Raw genomic sequence first — 22440 nt, forward strand, 5'->3', positions numbered from 1 at the left:
CGCCCTCCCCGCCGCGACCGGTAGACCCACGGCGCGAAACGAGCCGATCAGCGCTGCTATACAATCGCGCCATGAACCGCGCGACGGACCGCTTCGAGGGTCTGACCGTCTTCCTCACCGTGGCGAGGCACCGGAGCTTCCGCGCCGCCGCCGCGGAGCTCGGCGTGACCACGGGCGCCGTGAGCCAGGCGATCCGCGCCCTCGAACGCCGCGTCGGCCTCCCGCTCCTCTCGCGCACGACGCGCCGCGTGGGGCTCACCGAGGCCGGCAAGCGGCTCCACGAGCGCCTCGCGCCCGCGGCCGGTGAGATCAGCGCCGCGCTCGAGGCGCTCGACGAGCTCCGCGGCCAGCCCGCGGGGCTGCTCCGCCTCACCGTCGCCCGGACCGCCGTGCCCTTCGTGATCGAGCCGGTGCTCCCGCGCTTCCGCCGCGCTTACCCCGACGTGGCCGTCGAGATCTCGGTGGACGACGCCCTGGTCGATCTCGCCGAGACCGGCTTCGACGCCGGCGTGCGGCTCGGCGAGGACCTCGCCCAGGACATGACCGCCGTGCGCCTCACGCCGGATCTCCGCTGGCTCGTGGTCGGCGCGCCGGCGTACTTCGCCGCCCACGGCCGCCCGGAGGAGCCCGAGGATCTGCTCGCCCACACGTGCATCCAGTACCGATTCCAGAGCGCCGCGCTCTATCGCTGGGAGTTCGTGCGCGATCACCGCGAGATCACCGTGCACGCCCCTGGCACGCTCACGGTGAACGACGCCGATCTGGCGGTGTCCCTCGCGCGCGATGGGCTCGGGCTCGCGTACATGTTCGATCTGGCCGTCGCCGAGGATCTGGCGAGCGGGGCGCTCGCGACGGCGCTCGAGCGCCATGCGCCGACGGGGCCCGGGTTCTTCCTCTACTTCCCCGCCCGCGCGCAGACGCAGGCGAAGCTGCGCGCGTTCATCGACACGGCGCTCACCGTGCTCATGCCAGAGGGCCGGCGGAAGCCGAAGGAGACGCGCGCCGCCTCGTGAGCTCCCCGGGCCCCCCCGGCGACCCCCCTCCGGTCACCGCGCGCGCTGCCAGGCGACGATCCGCGTCACCGCCTCGTCGACCTGCTCGACCGGGGCCGCGAAGGACAGCCGGACGTACCGCGCGCCGCCTTCGCCGTCGAAGTCCGTGCCCGGCGTGAGCGCCACGCCCGTGTCGGCGAGCAGCCGCTCGCACCACGCGACCGAGTCGTCCGTGCCGACGTCGGCATACAGGTAGAAGGCGCCGTCGGGCGGGGCGACCTTCCAGCCGAGCTCGGGCAGCCGCCGCAGCAGCAGGTCGCGCGCGGCCGCGTAGCCCTCCACCAGCCGGTCCGCCTCGGCGTACACCTCCGGGGTCAGGGCCGCGAGCGCCGCGTGCTGCGCCAGGGCGGGCGGGCACAGCGCGAGGTTCCCCGCCAGCGCGTCGACCGTCGGGACGAGCTCCGGCGGCAGCACGAGCCACCCCAGGCGCCAGCCCGTCATGGCCCAGTACTTCGAGAAGCTCGACACGACGACCGCGCCCGCGTCGACGTGGCGCGCCGCCGTCGCCTGGCGCCCGGCCCACGGGCCGTACGTGAGGCCGTGATAGATCTCGTCGCTCACCAGCCGGACGCCATGCTCCGCGCACCAGCGCGCCATCGCGTCGAGCTCCGCGGCGTCGACCATCGTGCCCGTCGGGTTCGCCGGGCTCGCCAGGACCACGCCATCGAGCTTTGCACCGTCGCACGCGGCCCTGAGCTGCGACGTTGTCAGCTGGAAGCGGCTCTCCGGGCCGCACGGCAGCTCGACCACCTCCACCCCGAGGGACCGAAGGATGTTCCGGTACGCCGGGTAGCCCGGGCGAGCGAGCGCCACGCGGTCACCCGCCTCGAACGCCGCGAGGAACGCGAGCAGGAACCCGCCCGACGACCCCGTGGTGAGGGCGACGCGCGACGGGTCGAGGTCCACGCCGTACCAGCGGCCGTAGTGCTCCGCGAGCGCGCGGCGCAGCGCCGGGATGCCGAGCGCCTCGGTGTACCCGAGGTCGCCCTCCGCGAGGAGCGCGGCCGCCCGCGCGCGCACGGCGGCGGGCGCCCCTGACCCCGGCTGGCCAGCGCACAGGCTGATGACCGGCTCACCCGCCGCGCGCCGCGCGTTGGCGGCGGCGAGCACCTCCATGACCGCGAACGGCGGCACCTGCGAGCGGCGGCTGATCCTCACCCGGACATCCTTCTCCCCCGCCGAAGACAGGCCATTTACAGCACGGGAGCTCCGCTGTCAGCCGAGGAAATTCGATGGCCGAGGCAGGACGAGAGCCGCGCGTGAAGCCACAAAAGCGAGAACGCGGCCGGTGAGGGCCGCGCTCTCTGGGTTGCTCGCTGCGACGGCGCGTCCGCTCAGGCGATGAGCGGGGCGATGAGGAGCGACACGACGCCCATCACCTTGATGAGGATCGAGATGCCGGGGCCCGACGTGTCCTTGAAGGGATCGCCGACGGTGTCGCCGACGACGGCGGCCTTGTGGGCGTCGGAGCCCTTCGCGTGGCCGTCGAGGCCGCCCTTCTCGATGTGCTTCTTGGCGTTGTCCCAGGCGCCGCCGCCGTTCGCCATCATCAGCGAGAGCACCGCGCCGACGACGAGCGCGCCGGCCAGCGTGCCCGCGAGGACCTCGGGGCCGGCCACGAAGCCGACGACGACCGGCGCGAGCACCGCGATGGCGCCGGGCGCGATCATCTCGCGGATGGCGGCCGACGTGGCGATGTCGACGATGACCTTCGGCTGCGGCTCGACGCCCGGCTTGCCCTCGAGCAGGCCGGGGATCTCGCGGAACTGACGGCGGATCTCCTCGACGATCGAGCCGGCCGCGCGGCCGACGGCGGTCATCGTGAGCGCGCCGACGAGGCACGGGAGGAGGGCGCCGAAGAGCAGTCCCATGAGGACCTTGGCGTCTGTCAGATACAGCACGAGCTCCGGGAGGCCCTTCGCGCGGCGGACCGCGTCGACCTCCATGTTGAAGGCGGCGAACAGCGCGACGACGGTGAGCACCGCCGAGCCGATCGCGAAGCCCTTGCCGACGGCCGCGGTGGTGTTGCCGACCGCGTCGAGCTCGTCGGTGATCGCGCGGACCTCCTTGCCGAGGCCGGCCATCTCGGAGATGCCGCCGCCGTTGTCGGCGATCGGGCCGTACGCGTCGACGGTCATGACGATCGCGGTGCCAGCGAGCATGCCGACCGCGGCGAGCGCGATGCCGTAGAGGCCGAGGTAGTGGTTCGAGATCCAGCCCACGGCGACGAGGGTCATGAGGGGGATCGCGACGCTCTCGAGGCCGACCGCGATGCCGCGGATGACGTTGGTGCCGGGGCCGGTGAGCGAGCTCTGGGCCACCTTGTGGATGGGGCCCATCGACGTGTAGTAGTCGGTCACGAGGCCGACGATGGCGCCGCCCGCGGCGCCGGCCGCGAGGGTGATGACGGCGCCGAAGCTGAAGCCGAGGCCCGGCAGGATGCCGGCCGCCGCGAGCACGACGAGGAACGGCGGGACGATGAGCGCGAGGCGCAGCACCCGGGCCGGCGGCAGGTTCTTGAGCTCGCGCGTGATGAAGATGCCGACGACCGAGACCGCGAGGCCGATCGTCGCGAGGAGCAGCGGCAGCGACACGGCCATCGCGCGGAGCTCCTGCTCGCTCACCGACGGCGCGAGCTGCTGCAGCTTGGCGATCGGCAGCGTGAGGCCGAGCGCGATCGCGGCGACGACCGCGGCCACGTAGCTCTCGTAGATGTCGGCGCCCATGCCCGCGATGTCGCCGACGTTGTCCCCGACGTTGTCGGCGATGACGCCCGGGTTGCGGGGGTCGTCCTCGGGGATGTTCGCCTCGACCTTGCCGACGATATCGGCGCCGACGTCGGCGGCCTTCGTGTAGATGCCGCCGCCGATGCGGGCGAAGAGCGCGATCGAGCTCGCGCCGACGGCGAACGAGTGGACGATCGTCGCGAGGTGCTCGTCGTTGCGGAACAGGGCATAGATGCCGCCCAGGCCGATGAGGCCGAGCCCCGCGACGCAGAGGCCCATGACGGCGCCGCCGTCGAGCGCGGTGACGAGCGCGGTGGGCTTGCCGTGCGCGCGCGCGGCCTCGGCCGTGCGAACGTTGGCGTACGTCGCGGCCTTCATGCCGAAGAAGCCGGCGATGAGCGACAGGAACGCGCCGGCGGCGAAGGCGACCGCGGACAGGAGCCCGAGCGTCGCGGCCAGGAGCGCAAAGACGGCGGCGGCGTAGACGGCGAGCACCTTGTACTCGCGCGCGAGGAAGGCCATCGCCCCCTCGCGGACGTAGCGCGCGATGCGCGCCATCGTCTCGTTGCCTTCAGGGGCCTTCTTGACACGCACGTAGAAGGTGCGTGCGACCATGAGCGCGACGGCGCCCGTTAAGAGCGACTGGTACGACAATGCATCCACGGGTGATGGTCCTCTCGCCCGCCCCCGGCCGGAGCGAGCGCCGGCTCACTCGTCCGTCCACGACGGCGGATCAAGTGGGAAATTGCGTTGCCTCGGTTACAGGCGGCCGCCCAGGGCGAAATCTGGAGCTTTCACCAGGGGACGTGGCGTCCGCAACGTCGGTCGTGCTGGTTCCCGCGCGAGCCGACAGCGACCGTGACATCGGAATGTTACAGGCAAGAACGGCGCACGCGACGCGAACGAGCGCGTCGACGATCCACCCACGGGGGCGATCCAGCGGCGCCTCCGGCGACGGCCGGCGCTACTCGAGCAGCGCGAGCGTTCGCGGATCGGGCTCGCCGCCACAGTACTTGTCGAGCGCCGCGAGGAACGCCGCCTCGCCGGGGGCCGCGCGGGAGAACAGGGTCATCGACGAGCAAAACTTCATGTCATCGGGGCTATCGAAGATGTCGTAGAGCGAGCGCCCCTCGATCTGGTTCACGAGGCGAGTGCACTCCAGCAGTCTCGGACCGAGCGTCGGGTGCTGCAGATACGCCTCGGCCTCTCCCTTCGAAGCGATGCCGAACCTCTGAGCCATGGCGCTGTGGCCCAGGCCCTTCAGCTGCGGAAAAATGAACCACATCCAGTGGCTGGTCTTCTCTCCTCGGCGCAATTCGGCCAGGACGCGGGCATAGACCGGAGCCTGCGCGTCCACGAATCGTTGCAGGTTGTACGGATCGGGCATGGGCGCTCCTCGACCGCCAGAGTAGCATTCTACCCGTCGCCGGGCTTCCAGCTGCCACAAGGATCCGGGGGAATTCAAGGCGCTTCGCGCGAACAGCTGATCGTCGCGCGCGGGTTACAGGCCCGTGTGCGTCCCCGTGATCCAGACGGTCGCGTGGGAGCCGTCGGGCTGCGTCGCCCAGGTGCGGACACGGTACTTGCTCGTGGCGACCTGCTGCGCGGTCCCGTAGTTCTCGTGGTAGTAGACGAACGTCGGCGTCGAGCAGTGCCCGCGGCCGGTCAGCGGGTTGTCCCAGAGCCACGCGCCCGCTTGCTCCTTGTACGTGAGCTGCACGAACTGGCTCGTGGCCGCGTCCCAGCGCTGCACGCGCGTGGCCATCTTGGTGTTCGCGCAGTCGCTCATCGCCTGCGACGCGTCGCTCCACGAGGTGGAGGAGGCCCCCCAGAAGGTAGGCTGTACGTCAAAGCGGTATGTCTCCGGGATCTGGTGCTGGTAATAGCCGGGCACGGGGAAATCCACGATCGTCGTCGCTCGATCCTGCCCGATGTCCGGACAGATGCCGTCGATCCACTGGTAGGCGCGGACGTAGGTCTCGCTTGCTCCGATCGCGGTGAGCTGCGGGCTGGTGAAGTTCGGGTCGGTCCCCATCGCGCAGGGGTCAGGGTTTCCTCCGAGCTCCTCGGCGCTCTCCGCCGTGTCTTCCTCGTCGAAGCTGCCGGCGTCCGCCGCCACGCAGCCCGTGACCATCGAGAAGGTGATGAGACCGAGACCGAGATGATACGCAGCCATCTTCATGGTGTGACTCTCCTTGGTATGACGGCCACTCAGGCCGTGCCCGCACCCGCACCAGACCAGAGAGCAGGGAGCGTGCCTGCGACGATCCCCTGAGCGCTCCTGTGCCCTCAATGATCTCGCAGCGCAGGATCGCGACGCAGGTCGTGGGGCAGACCGCCGCTCGACCCGGCGATGGAGGCGACAGCCTCCTCCATTGGCAGGGCGATGGAGGCTCGCGCCTCCACCTCGGCCCGCGAGCTGCTTGAAGCCCGCGAGCTGAAGCCGCCCGCCAGAGCTCGCGACGCGGCCTTCGTGGGGTCCACCTGGCGCGCAAATTTCGAGCGCAAAGCGACGAAGCGTGGCCCGCGGGCTGCCGCTTGCGTAGACGCGGAGATGCTCACCCCTTGAATCGGGGCCAGCGCTCGACGATCGATCGTGCATGCGGAGCACGGAGCACCTGGGTATCCTTTGTGTCATGGCGCTTGAACGGAGGGCGGCGCGGCTCGTGGCAGTGGGCGCCACGATGCTCGCCATGGGCTGCAGCGGGACGTGGACGACGCAGGAGAGCGACGCAGAAATAGAAGGCGGCGAGGGAGGGAGCGCCGCGGCCTGCGCGGCGGGGGAGGCGCGCTGCAACGCGAGCGGCCTGCGCGAGACGTGCACGAGCGACGGCGGCTGGCGCGTCTCCGATTTCGTGTGCGCGCGAAACGTCGCGGTCGACGATGACGTCGGCAGCTATTGTGTGACGAAGACCGACGGCAGCTATCGTTGCTGGGGCGACGATCCGGGCGGCGCGCTGCCCGCCGAGCGCTACCGGCGTGTCCAGCTCACGCGACAGGGGCTGATCGGGCTCACCGAGGACGGTCGGCTGCTCGCCGCCGAGACGCTCCTGCCAGACGGGCTGCCAGCTGTCGCCTCCTTTCGAGCGACGAACATGTGGGGCGAACAGGGCGTGTGCCCGCTGTTCGTGGACGGGTCGTTCGCGGTGCTGCTGGATCGCCTGCAAGAGAACCTCCCGGAGCACCCGGACAAGGTGGTGGAGTTCGAGGGCCCATTCACGCAAGCGCTCTGCGCCTGGGAGGGGCTCGTCGCCGGCGTGCGCCCGGATGGCAGCCTGTGGCAGTTCCATGGCATGGAGACGATCGCCGGTGAGTTCACCCAGGTGGCGTTCAGCAACCGCATCGTCTGCGGGCTCACGAAGGCGGGCGGCATCCAGTGCTTCGAGCCGACCATCTCTTGCGGCAACACCCCCAGCACGCACTGCGCCGGGCCCGAGTATCCCGAGTTTTCGGGCGGGCCGTACCGTTCCATCACCGCCACGGCCGGAGCGGTGTGCGCGATCGACGCCGAGGGGGCTCTCACGTGCAGGCGCTACGACGGCGCCGAGATGCCGATCGACGCCGGGCGCTTCACGTTCATCGAAGGCGGGTACGACCTCCTTTGCGGCGTGCGCACCGACGGCTCGGGCGCCTGCTTCCGCCACGGCGGCTGGAACCTTGGTGAGGTCGGTCCGTTCGTGCCCGTCGAGCCGGCGCTCGATCCCGGCTGGTGAGCGCCGGGGCCGCGATCGTCGCAGCGAGGCGCAGGCGCGGCGGCGGCGTCACGACGTGAGCGCCGCCGCGCTCGGCGAGCGCGGCCGTGGCGCTTCGCCGCGCGCGGACCGCGTCGGGCGGATTCTTAGCCACCTACGTCTGCAACCGCTCAGCGCCCGTGGCGCCTCTCCCTGGACCGGCGCGCGTTCAGGTCGACGGCGGACTCGCAATGCCAGGCAACCATGGAGTTGAAATGATCGAGATGATGGCAACATCGATCCCTACACGGGAGACCATGGCCCGCGCGCCCCATGGCTCGCAGGTCGCCATGGTCGAGCAGAGAGCGCGCATTTCGAGGCGCGCTGGAGGAGCTCATGCCTCACGTCTCGACGATTCTCATGAACAGCAGGATGCATGCCGCCGTGGTGATGACATCCGCCATGGTCGGTTGCGCCGCGCCCCCTGAAAGCAAACAGGGGAGCCCCGAACCGGACGGGGCAGCGGCGTCCGCGAGCGCGCTCCGGGCGAATGACAGGCACCCACGGCGCGGTCACGGTCACGGTCACGACCACGGCCACGGCGCAGCGAGCTGCAATGATCACAACCCATGCACCCTGGACGCACGCGTCAGGTGGGCATGCGTCCATGCGCCCGCGCCGTATGGACCGCCGCCGTCGCGGGGGCGAAATCGCTGCGGCGAGGGCGAGGTGTGCGACGGACACGGCGCCTGCGTGGAGCCGGGCGCGCCGCTCTGGAGCGTGAGCTTTCCCGGCGAAGCGTCGTTCGCGAGCATCAACGCCGACGGGGCCAGCAATGTCCTCCTCACTGGCCAGCTCAGCGGTACGGCCGATCTCGGCGGAGGCCCGCTCACGAGCGCGGGGCAGCGCGACGTGCTGATCGCGAAGCTCGATCCGGACGGCGGGCTCGCCTGGGCGAGGCGCTACGGCGGCCCTGGGGACGAGTTCGGCGCGAAGATCGCCGCGCTCTCCGACGGGAGCCTGGTGAACGCGGGAGGCTATGTCGACTCGCTGGATGTCGGCGCCGGGCCGATCCCCAGCGCCGGGCTGAGCGACATCTACGTCATGAGGACGGACCCGGCAGGGGACCCCGCGTGGGTCCGCCATTTCGGCGATCCGGCCTATCAAGACGTCTATGGCCTGTCGGTCGACGGCGAGGACAACGTGGTCGTCCTCGGCTCGTTCGAGGGGACGGTCGACTTCGGCGCGGGGCCGGTGAGCAGCGCGGGCGCGCAGGACATCTTCCTGTTCAAGCTGGATCCGGCGGGCAACACCCTCTGGAGCAAGGGCGTCGGGAGCGAGTCCAGCGACGGGTCGGTCGCCCTCACGACGGACCCGATGGGCAACGTGCTCTTCGGAGGATCCGTGGGCCCCGGCGCGGATCTGGGCGGCGGGCCGCTCCAGGACCCTCGACTCTTCGTCGCGAAGCTGGATCCCGCGGGCAACCACCTCTGGAGCAGGACGTTCGGAGACACGTCCGGCTTCATCCAGGACGTCGAGGCGGACCCGGCGGGCAACGTGGTCGTGGCCGGGCAGACGGGCACCACCATCGACCTCGGCACGGGGCCGATCATCAACGAGGGCTACCAGGTCGCGTTCCTCGCGAAGCTCGACGCGGCCGGGAACACCGTCTGGAGCAGGGGCTTCAGCGCGCCGGAGAGCCTTGTCGTCATCACCTCGATCGACGTCGACAGCCAGGCGAACGTGGTCGCCTCCGGGGTGCTCGTCGCCGACGTCTCGGCGACGCTCGATTTCGATGGGATCCCCTTCCCGTCAGGGCACAACCCGTCGAGCTACAGCGCGCGCACCTTCCTGGTGAAGTTCGACGCCGGCGGGCACGTGCTGTGGGTCGAGGGGTTCGACACGGAGCGACCCTTCAGCATCGTCGTCGATCCGCTCGATCGCGTGCTGGCCACAGCGACGTTCACGGGCACCCTCGACCTCGGCTCTGGCCCGCTGACAGGGGACGAGGACGTCTTCGTCGCGGCGTTCGGCCCCTGACCCACGGCGACCACGAGGGCGAGCCACGCGGGCGCGCCTTCGCGGTCACCGCCGGGCCACGGAGGATCAAGGAGCGTGGTAGGACGCGACTTGCCCCTGGTAGCGGTAGTCGCCGGCGTTGGACCAGAACACGCCCTGCCCTTCCGGGGCGATGACACGCCAGGGGACGGGCTGTTCGAACGCCAGCAGCACGGTCCTGTTGCTCTCGAGATCGTGCGCGTTGACGCTGCGGTTCCCGCGCGTGTCCGTGGAGAACAGCGTCGAGCCCCGGAGGGCCAGCCCCGCCATCGAGTCCCCCCTGTGGATCAAGGTCTTCTGTCCTCCGGCGATGGGCGCCTTGAACACGCCGCCGTCGCCGGCGTTGGCCCAGTAGACGAACGCCGCGTCCACCGCGATCCCCGCCGGCTCGGCCTCGTTGTCGGCGATGACGGTCACCTCCCCGCCCGCCTTCGCCACCTTGTAGACCTTGTTGGTCGCCGCGCCGCCGGTCCAGTAGAGGTTCTCCGCGTCCTGCGCGAGGTACGCGGGCCTCCCGGCGCCGGACGCGAGGACGGCCGGCTCGCCGCCGTCGAGCGGCATCGTGAAGAGGTTCTCTCCATCGCCGTCGCCGAAGTAGATGGCCGACGCGTCGCCGATGACGCTCACGACATAGCCGATCTGGGCCAGCGTCTCCACCTCCAGGGTCGCCTTGTCGACGCGCCGGAGCGCCGAGGGGATCACCGGGTCATCATCGCCGCCGCTCGCCCAGTACACGTGGGAGTCGTTGACCCACAGCGCCTTGGGATCGGGATCGGCGGGGATCATCGCCTCTGCCTCGGCGGTGCCCAGCCTCACCCGGTAGATGAATCCGTCGTTGTTGTCCCCGGTCGCGACGTCCTCGGTGCCGCCGCTCGCGAAGTAGAGGAAGGACTCGTCGGCGGCCAGCGCGCTCGGGTAGCGGTGCAGGCTCGCCATCGGGGTCGCCAGGATCATGCCTGGATAGATCCTCGAGAGGCGGTCGGTCTCCGTGACGACGCTGTCCCTCGAGACGTCGTGCCGCGCGAGCGGCGCGAAATCGTCCGAGCCCTCCTGCGCGGTGAAGCCATAGGCGCCGAGGACCGCGCTTTCGCCCAGCTCCGCCCTGAGCTCGACGGTGATCGGCAGCGTGAGCGTGATCGGCCTCTCGAACGTCAGGCCCTCCGGGCCGAGGACGTACATGGGCCCCACCGCGCCCTCGGGCGCCTCGTCGGTGCGCTGGATGGTGATCACCGTGTTCTCGTTCACCGCGCCCGGCGGCACCTCGATGGTGAAGCCGTCGTCCGCCGTGAAGGTCCCGCCCTGCGCGTCGACGGAGAACTGCTCGCCGGCCCCCGGCTGCGCGCCGGTCCCTGACGTGGCGCCGCCGCCGGTATCGCCGCCGCTCGCATCGCCGCTGCCGGGGGTGCCGCTGCCCGTATCGCCGCCGGTAGCGCCGCTGCCCGTATCGCCGCCGCCCGTGGCCCGATTGCCCTTGTCCGTCCCTCCGCACGACGCGCTGCTCAGCGCGGCAGCCGCGCACGCCAACACCACGAATGAGGTCCTTGTCATCGTTTCGCTCCTCCGCGGGCGGTCGTCGCCGCCATGTCATGGAAGGCCATGGTTCTGCCGAGCTCGCCATGGGGGCGGCTGCGACATCACCCTTGATCAGACAACAGCGTAGCGCCCGATGGGGCGGTGGCGAGCTGAGCCAGAGCAGGTGAGAGACATACAGTCTTTACCTGTCAGGGTTATCCCAGGCGTCCACTTGCCATGACCCTTACGCATCGTGGTTGTCCCAGGGGTCCACTCGCTACAGTCCTTACCTGTCAGGGTTGTCCCAGGTGCACGGCTCGACCGCGCGTCGCCGGCGACTCATGACTCGTGGCGGCGGGGCGGCGGCGCCGCGCGGGCGCGCAGACCACGCTCGACGATGGCGGGTATCGCGCTGGTGAGCGAGGGGCGCGAGGGCACCGTCGGCGCCCGGGGAGCGGCAGCCCAGCATGCGCCGAGGGGCGGGGCCTCGCGGGCTTCGCGACGACGAGCTCCTCCTCGGGCGTGCAGCGCATGGCCGAGGGGTGGCCCATCGTGCGGCCGGAGCGGGCGACCGGCTCGCCAGCGTCGGGGCTCCCAGCGCGGCGCCCGCCCGCACTGTGCGGGCGGATTGAGTTCGTGAACAGTCTGCGTATCCTGGCCTCGCTGCACCGAAGCCACCCGCAGTCCTTGGAGTCGTCGCGCGAGCGCGACGGGAGCCAGCATGCCGATCGGGCAAACGAAAGGGAGTATCGTACCGCTGCGCCGCGACGCAGCGCCGCGCGTTCGCGGCGTGCAGGCCGCCGCGGTGCTCGCGGCGCTGCTCGGGCTCGCCGCGCCGGCGGCCGCGCAGGCGCAGGCCGCGCCGCCGAAACCGGCGCGCGGCGACGCGGCGAGGCCCGCCGCGCCAGGCACGGCGCCCGCGGCAGCGGGTGCCCCGATCGCTCCAGCGCCCGCCCCTGTCGCTCCGGCGCCCGCCCCTGTCGCTCCGGCGGCCGCCCCTGTCGCTCCGGCGGCCGCCCCGATCGCTCCGGCGCCCGCCCCGATCGCTCCGGCGGGCGGCGCGCTGGTGCCCATCCCGCAGGGTTACTACCTGCCGGTGCCGCCGCTCCCGCCGTGGGCCAACCCACGGACCATCGAGTACGAAGAGGGGGACCCGATCCCGCGCGGCTACGCGCTCCGGACCAGGGCGGACCGCAAGCTCGCCACGGCGGGGCTGCTCACGTTCGGCATCCCGTACGCGCTCACGTTCACGGTCGCAGGCATCGCGTCGTTCGACGACGACGATTTCGACGAGTTCGGGCCGCTGCTCATCCCGTTCGCCGGCCCGATGATCGCGATAGGGACCCTGGAAGCGGAGGGCGCGGGCATCTTCTGGCTCACGATGGATGCCGTGACCCAGGTGGGCGGGCTCATCCTGTACGCCGCCGGTCTCGCGAACGAGGACGTCTACCTCGAGCGCCAGTTCACGGTGAGCTCACGCGACCCTGGGCACGCTGCGCCCCGCTGGCCTGAGGTCTCGATCGGCGGGTCCTCCGCTAGCCTCCGATGGAGATTCTGAGCTGGTGCCCCTGCGCCGACAGCCCTCACCCCGAAGGGAGACGCACGTGACCGCGATCCGCACCGCCCTCTCGATGGCCGCGCTGTTTGGCCCGCTCGCGCTCGCAGCGCCGGCCACGGCGGAGAGCGACGCCCCCCCGTCCGCGCAGAGCGCGGCGCCGTCTGGCTACGCGCCGTCCCCTGCCGGCGCGCCGCCCGGCTATGCGCCGCCCGGCTACGCGCTGCCGCCTGGATACGCGCCGCCGCCTGACCACGTGCCTCCCGGCTACGTGCCGTATGCGCCGTCCGTCATCCTCGGCATGCCGCGAACGCTGACCTTCACGGAAGGCGGGATCCGGCCGGCGGGCTATCGCGTCGAGACGCAGATGAACCGCCGGCTGGTGATCGCGGGGTCGATCGTCCTCGCCAGCGCGTGGGCGCTCTCGGCGCTGACGGCGGGGAGCATCCTCAGCGAGGGAGGCAGCGACGCCGTCAGCTACTCGCCGATGCTCGTGCCCGTGGGCGGCCCGTTCATCACGCTCGGCACGGGCGAGGACGTCGACGTCGACAGCGACGACGGCCGGCTCGCCGCCACCCTCCTCCTCTTCGACGGGGCCACGCAGGTGACCGGCTTCGTGCTGCTCGTCGCGGGCCTCGTCGGCAACCAGCGGGTCTGGGTGCGCGACGACATCCCGCGCAACGTGTCGGTCCAGGCCCCCGAGCTCACCGTCGGCCCGACGGGCGCGACCCTGCGCGTGACCTTCTGAGGATCGAGCTCGCGTGAGCTAGCGAAACGGGCGCTCTGCTGTTCCCCAGCCGCGCTCGTCGCGACAGATTGCCCCCCTCCCCCCACCATTGGTCCCCAACGCGGCCGTGGTCGTGGTCGTGGTCGTGGTCGTCAACGGCTCGTTCGTGAACGTAAACGTCCCCCAGAAGTCGCCTCTCGCCGGCAACCCTGTTGAGGACGTCGCTATCGCACCCCAGGGACCGGCAGCTGAGGAACTTTTGCATGCATGGCAATTGCGTGATGACCAGCAGTCCCTGCGTGTATTTTTCACTGATCCCCAGCGGCCGGCTTTCCTGTGCCTTGGCCGGCATCATATTCCACGCATCAGACAGCGACTTCTTGGTCATGAGCCTCTTCAGGAGTCCAGTTCCGTGAAACCATCGGACGTTGCAGGCAGCCGGGCCCAGGAGATCACTCGGTGTCGGTTGGCCGATCCCCGAACAGCGACGGCTGCACCGGTGCTCGCAGCTTCCGCCTCGACGAGATCAGGTCGAGCTGACCGGCCGGCTGCGCTACCATGTCGCGACATGCCCGCCGCCTGCTCCGCGAGGCACACGCCCATGTCCGACATCCCCGCGGGCCTGCTCCGCGAGGCACACGCCCATGTCCGACATCCCCGCGGGCCTGCTCCGCGAGGCACACGCCCATGTCCGACATCCCCGCGGGCCTGCTCCGCGAGGCACGCGCCCATGTCCGACCTCCCCGCAGGCCTGCTCGGCCACGCACCTGCCCATGTCCGACATCCGGCCGCCTCATCCACGAGGCCCTCGCCCATGTCACGCCCGCGCGGCGCGCGCCGCCGGGCCAAGCCGGCGTCGCTCCGCGCCGCGCGGGAGCCCCCTCAGCGCGCCAGACGGTACGTCGCGTCGAACGGCGAGCCGCCCTGCGGAACCTCCCGCGCGACGCCGCGCTCCGGGTTCGCCGCCAGGTGGCGCAGGATCCAGAAGACCGTCTCCACGTCGTCCGCGCCCGCCGCCTTCGCGACCTCGGCGAGCGACAGCGCGCGGCCCGCGCTCGCGCCGAGCGCCGCGAGCACCTTGGCCTGCAGATCGAGCACCTCCTGCGCGGCCTTCTTGCCGGCCTCGACGCCGGGCTGGTGGTACGCGTTGATGCCCACGAGCGACGCGTACAGGCCCACCGCGCGCTCGTAGAGCGCGATCAGCATGCCGACGGCGCGCGCGTCGACCGTGTCGATCGTGAGCGTGATCGACTCGCGCCCGCTCTCGGTCAGCGCCTTGCGCGTCCCCTGGAGGAAGCCGTCGAGGTAGTCGCCGGTCGTGACGCCGGGGTCGACCTCGAGCACGCCGCGCGACGGCGCGCGATCCCGCAGCACCTCGATGAACGTGACGAAGAAGTTGTCGAGCCCGTCACGGAGCTGCTGCACGTACGCGTGCTGATCCGTCGAGCCCTTGTTGCCGTACACGGCGATGCCCTGGAAGACCTCCTTGCCCTGCCGATCGAGCCGCTTGCCGAGCGACTCCATCACGAGCTGCTGGAGGTAGCGCGAGAAGAGCTCGAGCCTGTCCTTGTACGGCAAGAGCACCATGTCCTTCCGGCCCGCGCCGCCCGTCGCCGAGTACCAGGCGAGCGCGAGCAGCGCCGCGGGGTTCCGGGGAACCTCCTTCGAACGCGTGACCTCGTCCGTCTCGCGCGCACCCTGCAGCATCTCGACGATCGACAGCCCCTGGAGCGCCGCGGGCAGCAGGCCGACCGCCGACAGCTCGCTCGTGCGCCCGCCGACCCAGTCCCACATCGGGAAGCGGGCCAGGAAGCCGTGCTTCGTCGCATACCGGTCGAGCTCGCTGCCCTCCCCCGTCACCGCGACCGCGTGCGCGCCGAGCGAGAGGCCGAGCCGACGGTACGCCGCCTCGAGCTCGAGCATCCCGTTGCGCGTCTCCTTCGTCCCGCCCGACTTCGAGATGATCACCGCGAGCGTCGCGCCGAGATCGTCCCCGATGGCGTCCAGCGTGCGATCGATCCCGTCAGGATCCGTGTTGTCGAAGAAATGGATCTGCATCCGATCGGCCGGCGTCCCCAGCGCCGAGGCGACGAACTGAGGCCCGAGCGCCGAGCCGCCGATCCCGACGACGAGCACCCTGCTGAAGCGGGCCGCCCGCTCCGGCCGGACCCGCGCCGCGTGCACGTCCGCGGCGAAGCTCAGGATCCGCGCGTTCGTCTCCTCGATCGCCGCGCGCAGCGCCGCCTCGGGCGCGAGCTCCGGCGCGCGCAGCCAGTAGTGACCGACCCGGCGACCCTCGTCGGGATTCGCGATGCTCCCGCCCTCGAGCGCCGCCATCTCCGCGAGCGCCGCCTGAATTCGCGGTTCCATCGTGGTAAAAAAGTCGCTCCCGAAGCGGATCCGGCTCACGTCCAGCCAGAGGCCGAGGCTGGGCTCGTGGAAGAGGTGGTCCCGGAAGCGATCGAAGGGGAGGACGGCGGGCGCCGGTCCTCGACCCGGGGTTCTGCGATCTTGATCCATGGCCCCCTTCTACCGCTTCTCCCTACCGTTTCTCCAGGCGGTCGAACCCCTTGCCCGGACGATGTTCCGCCCCACGAGGCGAAGTCATCGGAAAACGACTCTAGCGTGCCGGCCCGACACGCGTTATTTGCACGCCGACCACGATGCAGCTTGATTTCGGAATCAATGCAGGGCTCGTCGAGGAGCTCTATGCCCAGTACCTCGAGAACCCGGAGTCGGTAGACCCCGGCTGGCGCTCGTTCTTCGAGGGAAAGAACGGCGGAGCGACGCCGAGCAGGCTGCCCGCTCCGGCGGCGACGCCGACCATCCCGCACCAGGTGCTGCGGCCCGGGAACGGGCACGGCTACGGGAACGGGAATGGCAAGACGAACACGAACGGCGAGGCCGCGAAGACGCTGGAGGCCGCGTTCGCGCGGACGCTGAGCGAGCACCCGAGCTCGCCCGAGTCCTCGCGCGACCTCAAGGTGCTCGCAGAGGCCGCGATCAAGGCGCGCGTCTACGCCCTCGTGAACGCCTACCGCGTGCGCGGCCACCTCTTCGCGCACGTCGACCCGCTCGGCCTGCCGCCCGCCACGCCGCCCGAGCTCGACCTCACGAACTTCGGGCTCCGGGTCGAGGACCTCGAGCTGCCCTTCCCGACGACCGACCTCGCCGGCGTGCCGCCCGTCCTCACGCTGCGCGAGATCATCCGCCGGCTCGAGGAGACGTACTGCCGCTCGATCGGCGTGGAGTTCACGTTCATCGAGGAGCCCGAGGCGCGCCAGTGGCTCCAGCAGCAGATGGAGTCGACGCGCAACCGGCTCACGCTCGACCGCCAGAAGCAGCTCCGGATCCTCACGAAGCTCTCCGACGCCGAGATCTTCGAGCAGTTCATCCACAAGTCCTACGAGGCGGGGACGAAGCGCTTCTCGCTCGAGGGCGCCGAGAGCCTCATCCCGCTGCTCGACCTCATCATCGAGCGCGCGGGGGCGCACGAGGTCGACGAGATCGTGGTCGGCATGGCGCACCGCGGCCGGCTGAACGTCCTCGCGAACATCATGGACAAGAGCCTGCGCGAGATCTTCGCGGCCTTCGAGGACAAGAACGCGGAGCGCCACCTCGGCAGCGGCGACGTCAAGTACCACCTCGGCTACTCGACCGATCGCACGCTCGAGAACGGGCGCAACGTCCACCTCACGCTCACGTTCAACCCGAGCCACCTCGAGTTCGTGAACCCCGTCGTGCAGGGGCGCGTCCGCGCGAAGCAGGACCGCCGGCTCGCCGACGGCGCCGCCGACGCGCGCCGCCGCGTGATGCCGCTGCTCATCCACGGCGACGCGGCGTTCATCGGGCAGGGCGTCGTCGCCGAGACGCTCAACATGATGAACCTGAAGGGCTACACGACGGCCGGCACGGTCCACGTCATCGTGAACAACCAGGTCGGGTTCACGACCGATCCGATGGAAGGGCGCTCGACCCGCTACGCGTCCGACATCACGCGAATGCTCAAGGTCCCGGTGTTCCACGTGAACGGCGAGGACCCGGAGGCGGTCGCGCACGTCGCGCAGCTCGCGATCGACTACCGCACGCGCTTCGGCTCCGACGTGATCATCGACATGTACTGCTACCGGCGGTACGGCCACAACGAGGGCGACGAGCCGCGCTACACGCAGCCGCGGATGTACGCCGCGATCGACAAGAAGCCCACGGTCCGGCAGGTGTACGTCCGGCGCCTCATGGAGCTCGGGCAGGTCACCGAGGAGAAGGCCGACGAGATCGTCGTGCGGCGCCGCGAGGCGCTCGCCGCCGCGCTCGACGAGGTGAAGCAGAAGGGCTTCGCGCCGGTGCTGTACTCGATGGGCGGCGTGTGGTCGCACTACCGCGGCGGCGCCGACCACGCGACGCCGGAGGTGCCGACGAGCGTGCCGGCCGAGAAGCTCATCGCGCTGTCGGAGAAGCTCCTCGAGCTGCCCGAGGGCTTCAAGGCGCACCCGAAGGTGCTGCCGACGCTCCAGCAGCGGCACGACAAGCTCGTCGCCGGCGAGCCGTTCGACTGGGGCACGGGCGAGATGCTCGCCTACGCGTCGCTGCTCGCCGAGAAGACGCCGGTGCGGCTCTCCGGTCAGGACGTGCAGCGCGGCACCTTCAGCCACCGGCACGCGGTGCTTCGCGACGTCGAGACGAGCGCGCGCTACGCGCCCCTGTCGCGCGTGGCCGAGGGGCCGGCGCGCTTCGAGGCGTTCAACAGCCCGCTCAGCGAGGCGGGCGTGCTCGGCTTCGACTTCGGCTACAGCCTCGACTACCCGGACGGGCTCGTCATCTGGGAGGCGCAGTTCGGCGACTTCCTGAACGGCGCGCAGGTCATCGTCGATCAGTTCCTCACGTCGAGCGAGGACAAGTGGCACCGGCTGAGCGGCATCGTGCTCTTCCTGCCGCACGGCTACGAGGGCCAGGGGCCGGAGCACTCGAGCGCGCGCATCGAGCGCTGCCTGCAGAACAGCGCCGAGGACAACATCCAGGTGTGCAACCTGACGACGCCGGCGCAGCTGTTCCACGTGCTGCGGCGGCAGGTGCACAGGCCGTGGCGCAAGCCGCTCATCATCGCGACGCCGAAGAGCCTGCTGCGCGTCCCGGCGACGTCGAAGGGCCCGCACCGGCCCGTGTCGACGATCAAGGATCTCTCCGAGGGCAAGTTCCACCGCGTGCTGCCCGACACGAGCGGGGTCGATCCGGCGGACGTGAAGCGGGTGCTGCTCTGCTCGGGCAAGGTCTACTACGACCTCGCGCTGGCGCGGGAGACGCGCGGGCTCAAGGACGTGGCGATCCTGCGGCTGGAGCAGCTGTTCCCGCTGAACGAGGAGATCGTGAACGCGCTCGCGCCCTACAAGGACGGCACGCCGCTCGTGTGGGTGCAGGAGGAGCCGCGCAACTACGGCGCCTGGTACTACATCCTCGCGGTGCTCCGGCAGCGCATCGGCGACCGGCTGCCGCTCTCGTGCGTGAGCCGCGCGCCGAGCGCGAGCCCGGCGACCGGCTCGCGCGCGAGCCACCTCCTCGAGCAGAAGATGCTGATGGACGAGGCGTTCGTCGGGGGCACCCGGTGAGCGGCGACGCGGCGAGCCTGCAGGACAGGTACTCGCCGCAGGGCCGCTGCTTCGGCTGCGGGCCGGCGAACGACAGGGGGCTCCGGCTGAAGAGCCGCGTCGAGGGCGACGCGGTGGTCTGCGACTTCACGCCGGAGCCGCACCACGAGGCGTTCCCCGGGATGCTCAACGGCGGCATCATCGGGGCGCTGCTCGACTGCCACTCCAACTGGACCGCGGCTTACCACCTGATGAAGGCGCGGGGGGCCGACGCGCCGCCGTGCACGGTGACGGCGGACTTCCACGTGAAGCTGAAGAAGCCGACGCCGCTCGGCGGCCCGGTGCACCTGCGGGCGCAGGTCGCCGAGGCGGAGGGCGACCGCGTCGTGGTCGAGGCGACCCTGGAGGCGGGCGGGCGGGTCACGGCGACGTGCCGCGGGACGTTCGTGGCGGTGAAGGAAGGGCACCCGGCCTTCCACCGCTGGTAGGCGCGGGCTGACGCGCGGCGCGGGCGGCTGCCGCCGCTCGTCGACACACGCACACGCCGGCTGACGCGCGGCGCGGGCGGCCCGTCCGCGACCGGGAAGGTGTTGCTCGCCGCCTCCGTGGCACACGCGATGCTCGCGCCTCGGCGCGCGGCGTTCCCGGCGTGGCGCGCGGATCGGATCCGCCGTCCTCGCGGCGCCGCGCAGCGAGGAGGATCCGCAATGAAGGCAAACACCGGGGTCGCGATCGCCGCGGGAGCGGTCGCCGTGCTCTGCGGGAGCGTCGCCGCTGCGCAGGACTTCGGGGGCGACGTCCCGCCGAGCTACCTGCGCTCTCCGCTGGGGGCGCCTGCCAACGCGCTCGAGCTCGGCCTCAACCTCGGATACGCGCAGGGGTTCGGCGACATCGGGAGCGAGCGGCGCCTGCGCGACGTGGCGGGGCCGGGGGCGGGCGTGGGCGTGAAGCTCGTCTACCGCGCGGTGCCGAAGGTCGGCCTCGGGCTGACGTCGAGGTACGAGCAGTACATGGCGCAGGGCGGGGAGCAGGGCGGGGCCGACGTGCGCGGCGTGACGCTGGGCGCGGAGGCGAGCTTTCACCTGGCGCCGTTCGAGCGCGTCGATCCGGTGATCTCGCTGGGCACCGGCTACCGGGCGCTGTGGACCGCGGCGCGGCCGGGGGTGTGGACCGCGACGCCGGCGGGGGTGTGGATCGCGGCGCCGGCGGGGGTGAGGGGCGACACGGTGACCCACGGGATCGAGCTCGGGCGACTCCAGGTGGTGATCGACGTCCGCATGTCCGAGAGCGTCGCGCTGGGGCCCACGATCGGCGGCGGGCTCAACCTGTTCCTCTGGGAGAACACCGAGGGGTCGATCCGCGGCTGGGAGGTCCCGGGCAGGCGCGTGAACAGCTTCGTGTTCGCGGGGCTCGAGGGGCGCTTCGACCTGGGTGGGCAGCGCGTGCGGGAGGTCGTCCAGGTCGCGCGGCGGCCCTAGCGCGGCGGGGGGGAAGGGCGTGCCGAGCGGCCCAGCCCGAGGAGGGCCTGCCCCCTTCGTGAAACCGATTCAGGTTCCGCGGTGCCCGGGCTCGGCTACCCTGGGCGGCCGGCGCGGGCCGTCGCGCGCGCCCGCTCACCGATGCAGCTCTTCGTCGCTCTTGCCCTGTTCGAGGGCTGTCCCTCCGACTTCCTGAACAGCCCGGCCGCGCTCCGCGGGGCGCTGGAGGCGGCCGTCGCCGCGGGCTCGTTCACTCTGCTCGAGATGGTGGTCGTTCCGTTCTCTCCGCAGGGCATCACCGCGTGCGCCGTCGTCGGCGAATCGCACGTCGCCCTGCACTCCTGGCCCGAGTCGGGGCGGCTCTTCGTCGACGTCGCCTCGTGCAGCACGCTGGAGAGCGTCCGCCGCGCCGTCGCCGCCATCGGGAGCGCGCTGCCCGAGGGGCGGCTCGCGACCCTCGACGAGCGGATCGTCGACCCCGCCGGCGCGCGGGCGCCCTGACGCCGCGCCGCGCCCTCGCGGAGAGGGCGCGCGGCCGCGCCGGGCGCGGTGCGGATCAGTGCTGGCCGAGCACGCGGCGGAGCGGCTTGTTGAACGCGAACATCGCGGCGCCGGCGCCGAGGCCGAGGAGGGTGAGCATCAGGAAGAACATGTCCTTCGACCAGCGCTCGTAGAAGATGCCGAGGTAGCCGCTCAGCGTGTTGCCGAGGAAGCTCGAGACGAACCACATGCCCATCATCATCGACACGATCCGCACCGGCGAGACCTTGGTCACGAGCGACAGGCCGATGGGCGACAGGTAGAGCTCGCCGATCGTGAGCAGCAGCGTGCAGAAGACCGGCCAGAACAGGCTGCCCTTGCCGTCGCCGACGGCCTGCGCGCCGAGGATCATCACGATGAACGACAGCCCGAGGATGGTGCAGCCCAGGGCCATCTTCGAGACGCTGGTCGGCTCGGTGCCGCGCTTCGCCTGCCAGCGCCAGAAGACGTCGAGCAGGGGGGCGAACAGGATGATGCAGAGCGGGTTCACCGACTGGAACCACGTCGACGGGATCTGGAAGCCGAGGACGGTGGGCCACACCGTCTTCTCGTCGGCCCAGCTCTGCATCGTGTTGCCCTGCTGCTCGTAGACCGCCCAGAAGACGACGTTGAGAGCGCAGAGCGCCACGAGCGCGCCGACGCGCTGCCACTCGTCGCTGGAGAGCGGCTGCTTCTGCTCGCCGACGCCCTCCGCCGTCTTCATCAGGTTGTCCTTGGCGAGGTACTTCTGCCCCGCCAGGTAGACGACGAGCCCAAGGCACATCCCGACGCCCGCGGCGGCGAAGCCGTAGTGCCAGCCGTAGACCGCGGCCAGGGTGCCGCACACGAAGTTGCAGATGAAGGCGCCGAGGTTGATGCCCATGTAGAAGATGGTGAAGGCGCCGTCGCGGCGCGGATCACCCTTCGGGTACAGGCTGCCGACCTGGGTCGAGATGTTGGGCTTGAACGCGCCGTTGCCGAGGATGAGCAGGAGCAGCGCGATGAAGAACGAGTTCTCGAACGCCATCACGAAGTGTCCGATGGCCATCAAGACGCCGCCGATCACCACCGTCTTGCGCTGCCCCCACACCTTGTCGGCGAGGATGCCGCCGAAGAACGGCGTGAGGTACACGAGGCCCGTGTACAGCCCGTAGAGCATGGACGCCTGCTCGCCGGGCGCGCTCGGGAGGAGGCCCTTGATGAACTCCCAGGCGAACACCGTGGTCGGATCACCGGGGACGAGATCGCATGGCGGCGTGTGCTGCCGGCACCCCTGGTAGGCCTCTCGCGCGGTGACGAACAGGTAGTTCGCCATATACAGCTTGAGGAGGCCGCGCATGCCGTAATAGGAAAAGCGCTCCCACATCTCCGCGAAGAAGAGGATCACGAGCCCCGGCGGGTGCTTGAAGCGCCTCTCGAAAGCGGTGACGGGGAGGGCCGGCTCGATTGCTTGCTCGCTCAATGCTGTCTTCTCCACGAGCTGGGACCACGCTGCGTGGTGGTCGGGCGATGCGGGGGATCGTGGGGCGCGCTGCCCCTCGGCACGGGGATGCTAGACGA

The 22440-nt window shown here is 71.0% G+C and carries 16 protein-coding genes; 9 read left to right on the top strand and 7 right to left on the bottom strand.

The features are described 5' to 3' along the window. Positions 1-71: 71 nt before the first annotated feature. Positions 72-1013 carry a LysR family transcriptional regulator gene (locus WMF39_RS30980; RefSeq protein ID WP_437740088.1) on the top strand — a complete coding sequence of 314 codons (942 nt, stop codon included), beginning with the start codon at positions 72-74 and terminating at the stop codon, positions 1011-1013. Positions 1014-1046: 33 nt separating this feature from the next. On the opposite strand, the gene WMF39_RS30985 is transcribed toward WMF39_RS30980, so the two are convergent. The 4 genes from WMF39_RS30985 to WMF39_RS31000 form a co-directional block, all read right to left on the bottom strand. Next, complete coding sequence (locus WMF39_RS30985; protein ID WP_437740089.1) at positions 1047-2210, bottom strand: pyridoxal phosphate-dependent aminotransferase; 1164 nt, start codon at positions 2208-2210, stop codon at positions 1047-1049. A 176-nt stretch (positions 2211-2386) separates the two neighbouring features. After that, the gene (locus tag WMF39_RS30990) at positions 2387-4441 is read right to left on the bottom strand and encodes a sodium-translocating pyrophosphatase (RefSeq protein WP_437740090.1); all 2055 of its coding nucleotides are present in this window, start codon (positions 4439-4441) and stop codon (positions 2387-2389) included. A gap of 301 nt (positions 4442-4742) precedes the next feature. Beyond that, a complete protein-coding gene (locus tag WMF39_RS30995) occupies positions 4743-5165 on the bottom strand; it encodes a DUF1810 domain-containing protein (protein WP_437740091.1) in 423 nt (140 codons plus the stop codon). 114 nt (positions 5166-5279) lie between these two features. Further along, on the bottom strand, positions 5280-5960 hold the full coding sequence (locus tag WMF39_RS31000; RefSeq protein WP_437740092.1) for a hypothetical protein: 681 nt from the start codon (positions 5958-5960) through the stop codon (positions 5280-5282). Positions 5961-6414: 454 nt separating this feature from the next. Here WMF39_RS31000 and WMF39_RS31005 point away from each other — a divergent pair, with 454 nt between their 5' ends. Further along, a complete protein-coding gene (locus WMF39_RS31005) occupies positions 6415-7491 on the top strand; it encodes a hypothetical protein (RefSeq protein ID WP_437740093.1) in 1077 nt (358 codons plus the stop codon). A gap of 687 nt (positions 7492-8178) precedes the next feature. Then, positions 8179-9489: a hypothetical protein gene (locus WMF39_RS31010; protein ID WP_437740094.1), complete on the top strand. Its 1311-nt coding sequence runs from the start codon at positions 8179-8181 to the stop codon at positions 9487-9489. Between the two features lie 66 nt (positions 9490-9555). Here the strand turns inward: WMF39_RS31010 and WMF39_RS31015 are convergent, their stop codons facing one another. Continuing rightward, the gene (locus WMF39_RS31015) at positions 9556-11055 is read right to left on the bottom strand and encodes a DUF5050 domain-containing protein (protein WP_437740095.1); all 1500 of its coding nucleotides are present in this window, start codon (positions 11053-11055) and stop codon (positions 9556-9558) included. 685 nt (positions 11056-11740) lie between these two features. On the opposite strand from WMF39_RS31015, the gene WMF39_RS31020 reads away from it, so the two are divergent. Next, positions 11741-12577, top strand: a complete 837-nt coding sequence (locus tag WMF39_RS31020; RefSeq protein ID WP_437740096.1) for a hypothetical protein — start codon at positions 11741-11743, stop codon at positions 12575-12577. Between the two features lie 46 nt (positions 12578-12623). Beyond that, the gene (locus WMF39_RS31025; protein WP_437740097.1) at positions 12624-13322 is read left to right on the top strand and encodes a hypothetical protein; all 699 of its coding nucleotides are present in this window, start codon (positions 12624-12626) and stop codon (positions 13320-13322) included. 861 nt (positions 13323-14183) lie between these two features. Here the strand turns inward: WMF39_RS31025 and WMF39_RS31030 are convergent. Then, on the bottom strand, positions 14184-15821 hold the full coding sequence (locus WMF39_RS31030; protein ID WP_437740098.1) for a glucose-6-phosphate isomerase: 1638 nt from the start codon (positions 15819-15821) through the stop codon (positions 14184-14186). A gap of 143 nt (positions 15822-15964) precedes the next feature. Between WMF39_RS31030 and WMF39_RS31035 the strand changes: the two genes are divergently transcribed. The 4 genes from WMF39_RS31035 to speD all read left to right on the top strand — a co-directional run bounded on the left by WMF39_RS31035 (position 15965) and on the right by speD (position 20862). Next, complete coding sequence (locus WMF39_RS31035) at positions 15965-18904, top strand: 2-oxoglutarate dehydrogenase E1 component (protein WP_437740099.1); 2940 nt, start codon at positions 15965-15967, stop codon at positions 18902-18904. Further along, positions 18901-19371 carry a PaaI family thioesterase gene (locus WMF39_RS31040; protein ID WP_012238299.1) on the top strand — a complete coding sequence of 157 codons (471 nt, stop codon included), beginning with the start codon at positions 18901-18903 and terminating at the stop codon, positions 19369-19371. Before WMF39_RS31035 ends, WMF39_RS31040 begins: the two co-directional genes overlap by 4 nt. Before the next feature lie 219 nt (positions 19372-19590). Beyond that, positions 19591-20361, top strand: coding sequence for a hypothetical protein (locus WMF39_RS31045; protein WP_437740100.1), 771 nt, complete (start codon positions 19591-19593; stop codon positions 20359-20361). 141 nt (positions 20362-20502) lie between these two features. Beyond that, positions 20503-20862 carry an S-adenosylmethionine decarboxylase gene (gene speD, locus WMF39_RS31050; protein ID WP_437293597.1) on the top strand — a complete coding sequence of 120 codons (360 nt, stop codon included), beginning with the start codon at positions 20503-20505 and terminating at the stop codon, positions 20860-20862. Positions 20863-20917: 55 nt separating this feature from the next. Here the strand turns inward: speD and WMF39_RS31055 are convergent, their stop codons facing one another. Continuing rightward, on the bottom strand, positions 20918-22342 hold the full coding sequence (locus WMF39_RS31055; protein WP_437740101.1) for a peptide MFS transporter: 1425 nt from the start codon (positions 22340-22342) through the stop codon (positions 20918-20920). Positions 22343-22440: the final 98 nt, after the last annotated feature.

Source organism: Sorangium sp. So ce1504, assembly GCF_051521635.1.
GTDB classification, from domain to species: domain Bacteria; phylum Myxococcota_A; class Polyangia; order Polyangiales; family Polyangiaceae; genus Sorangium; species Sorangium cellulosum_B.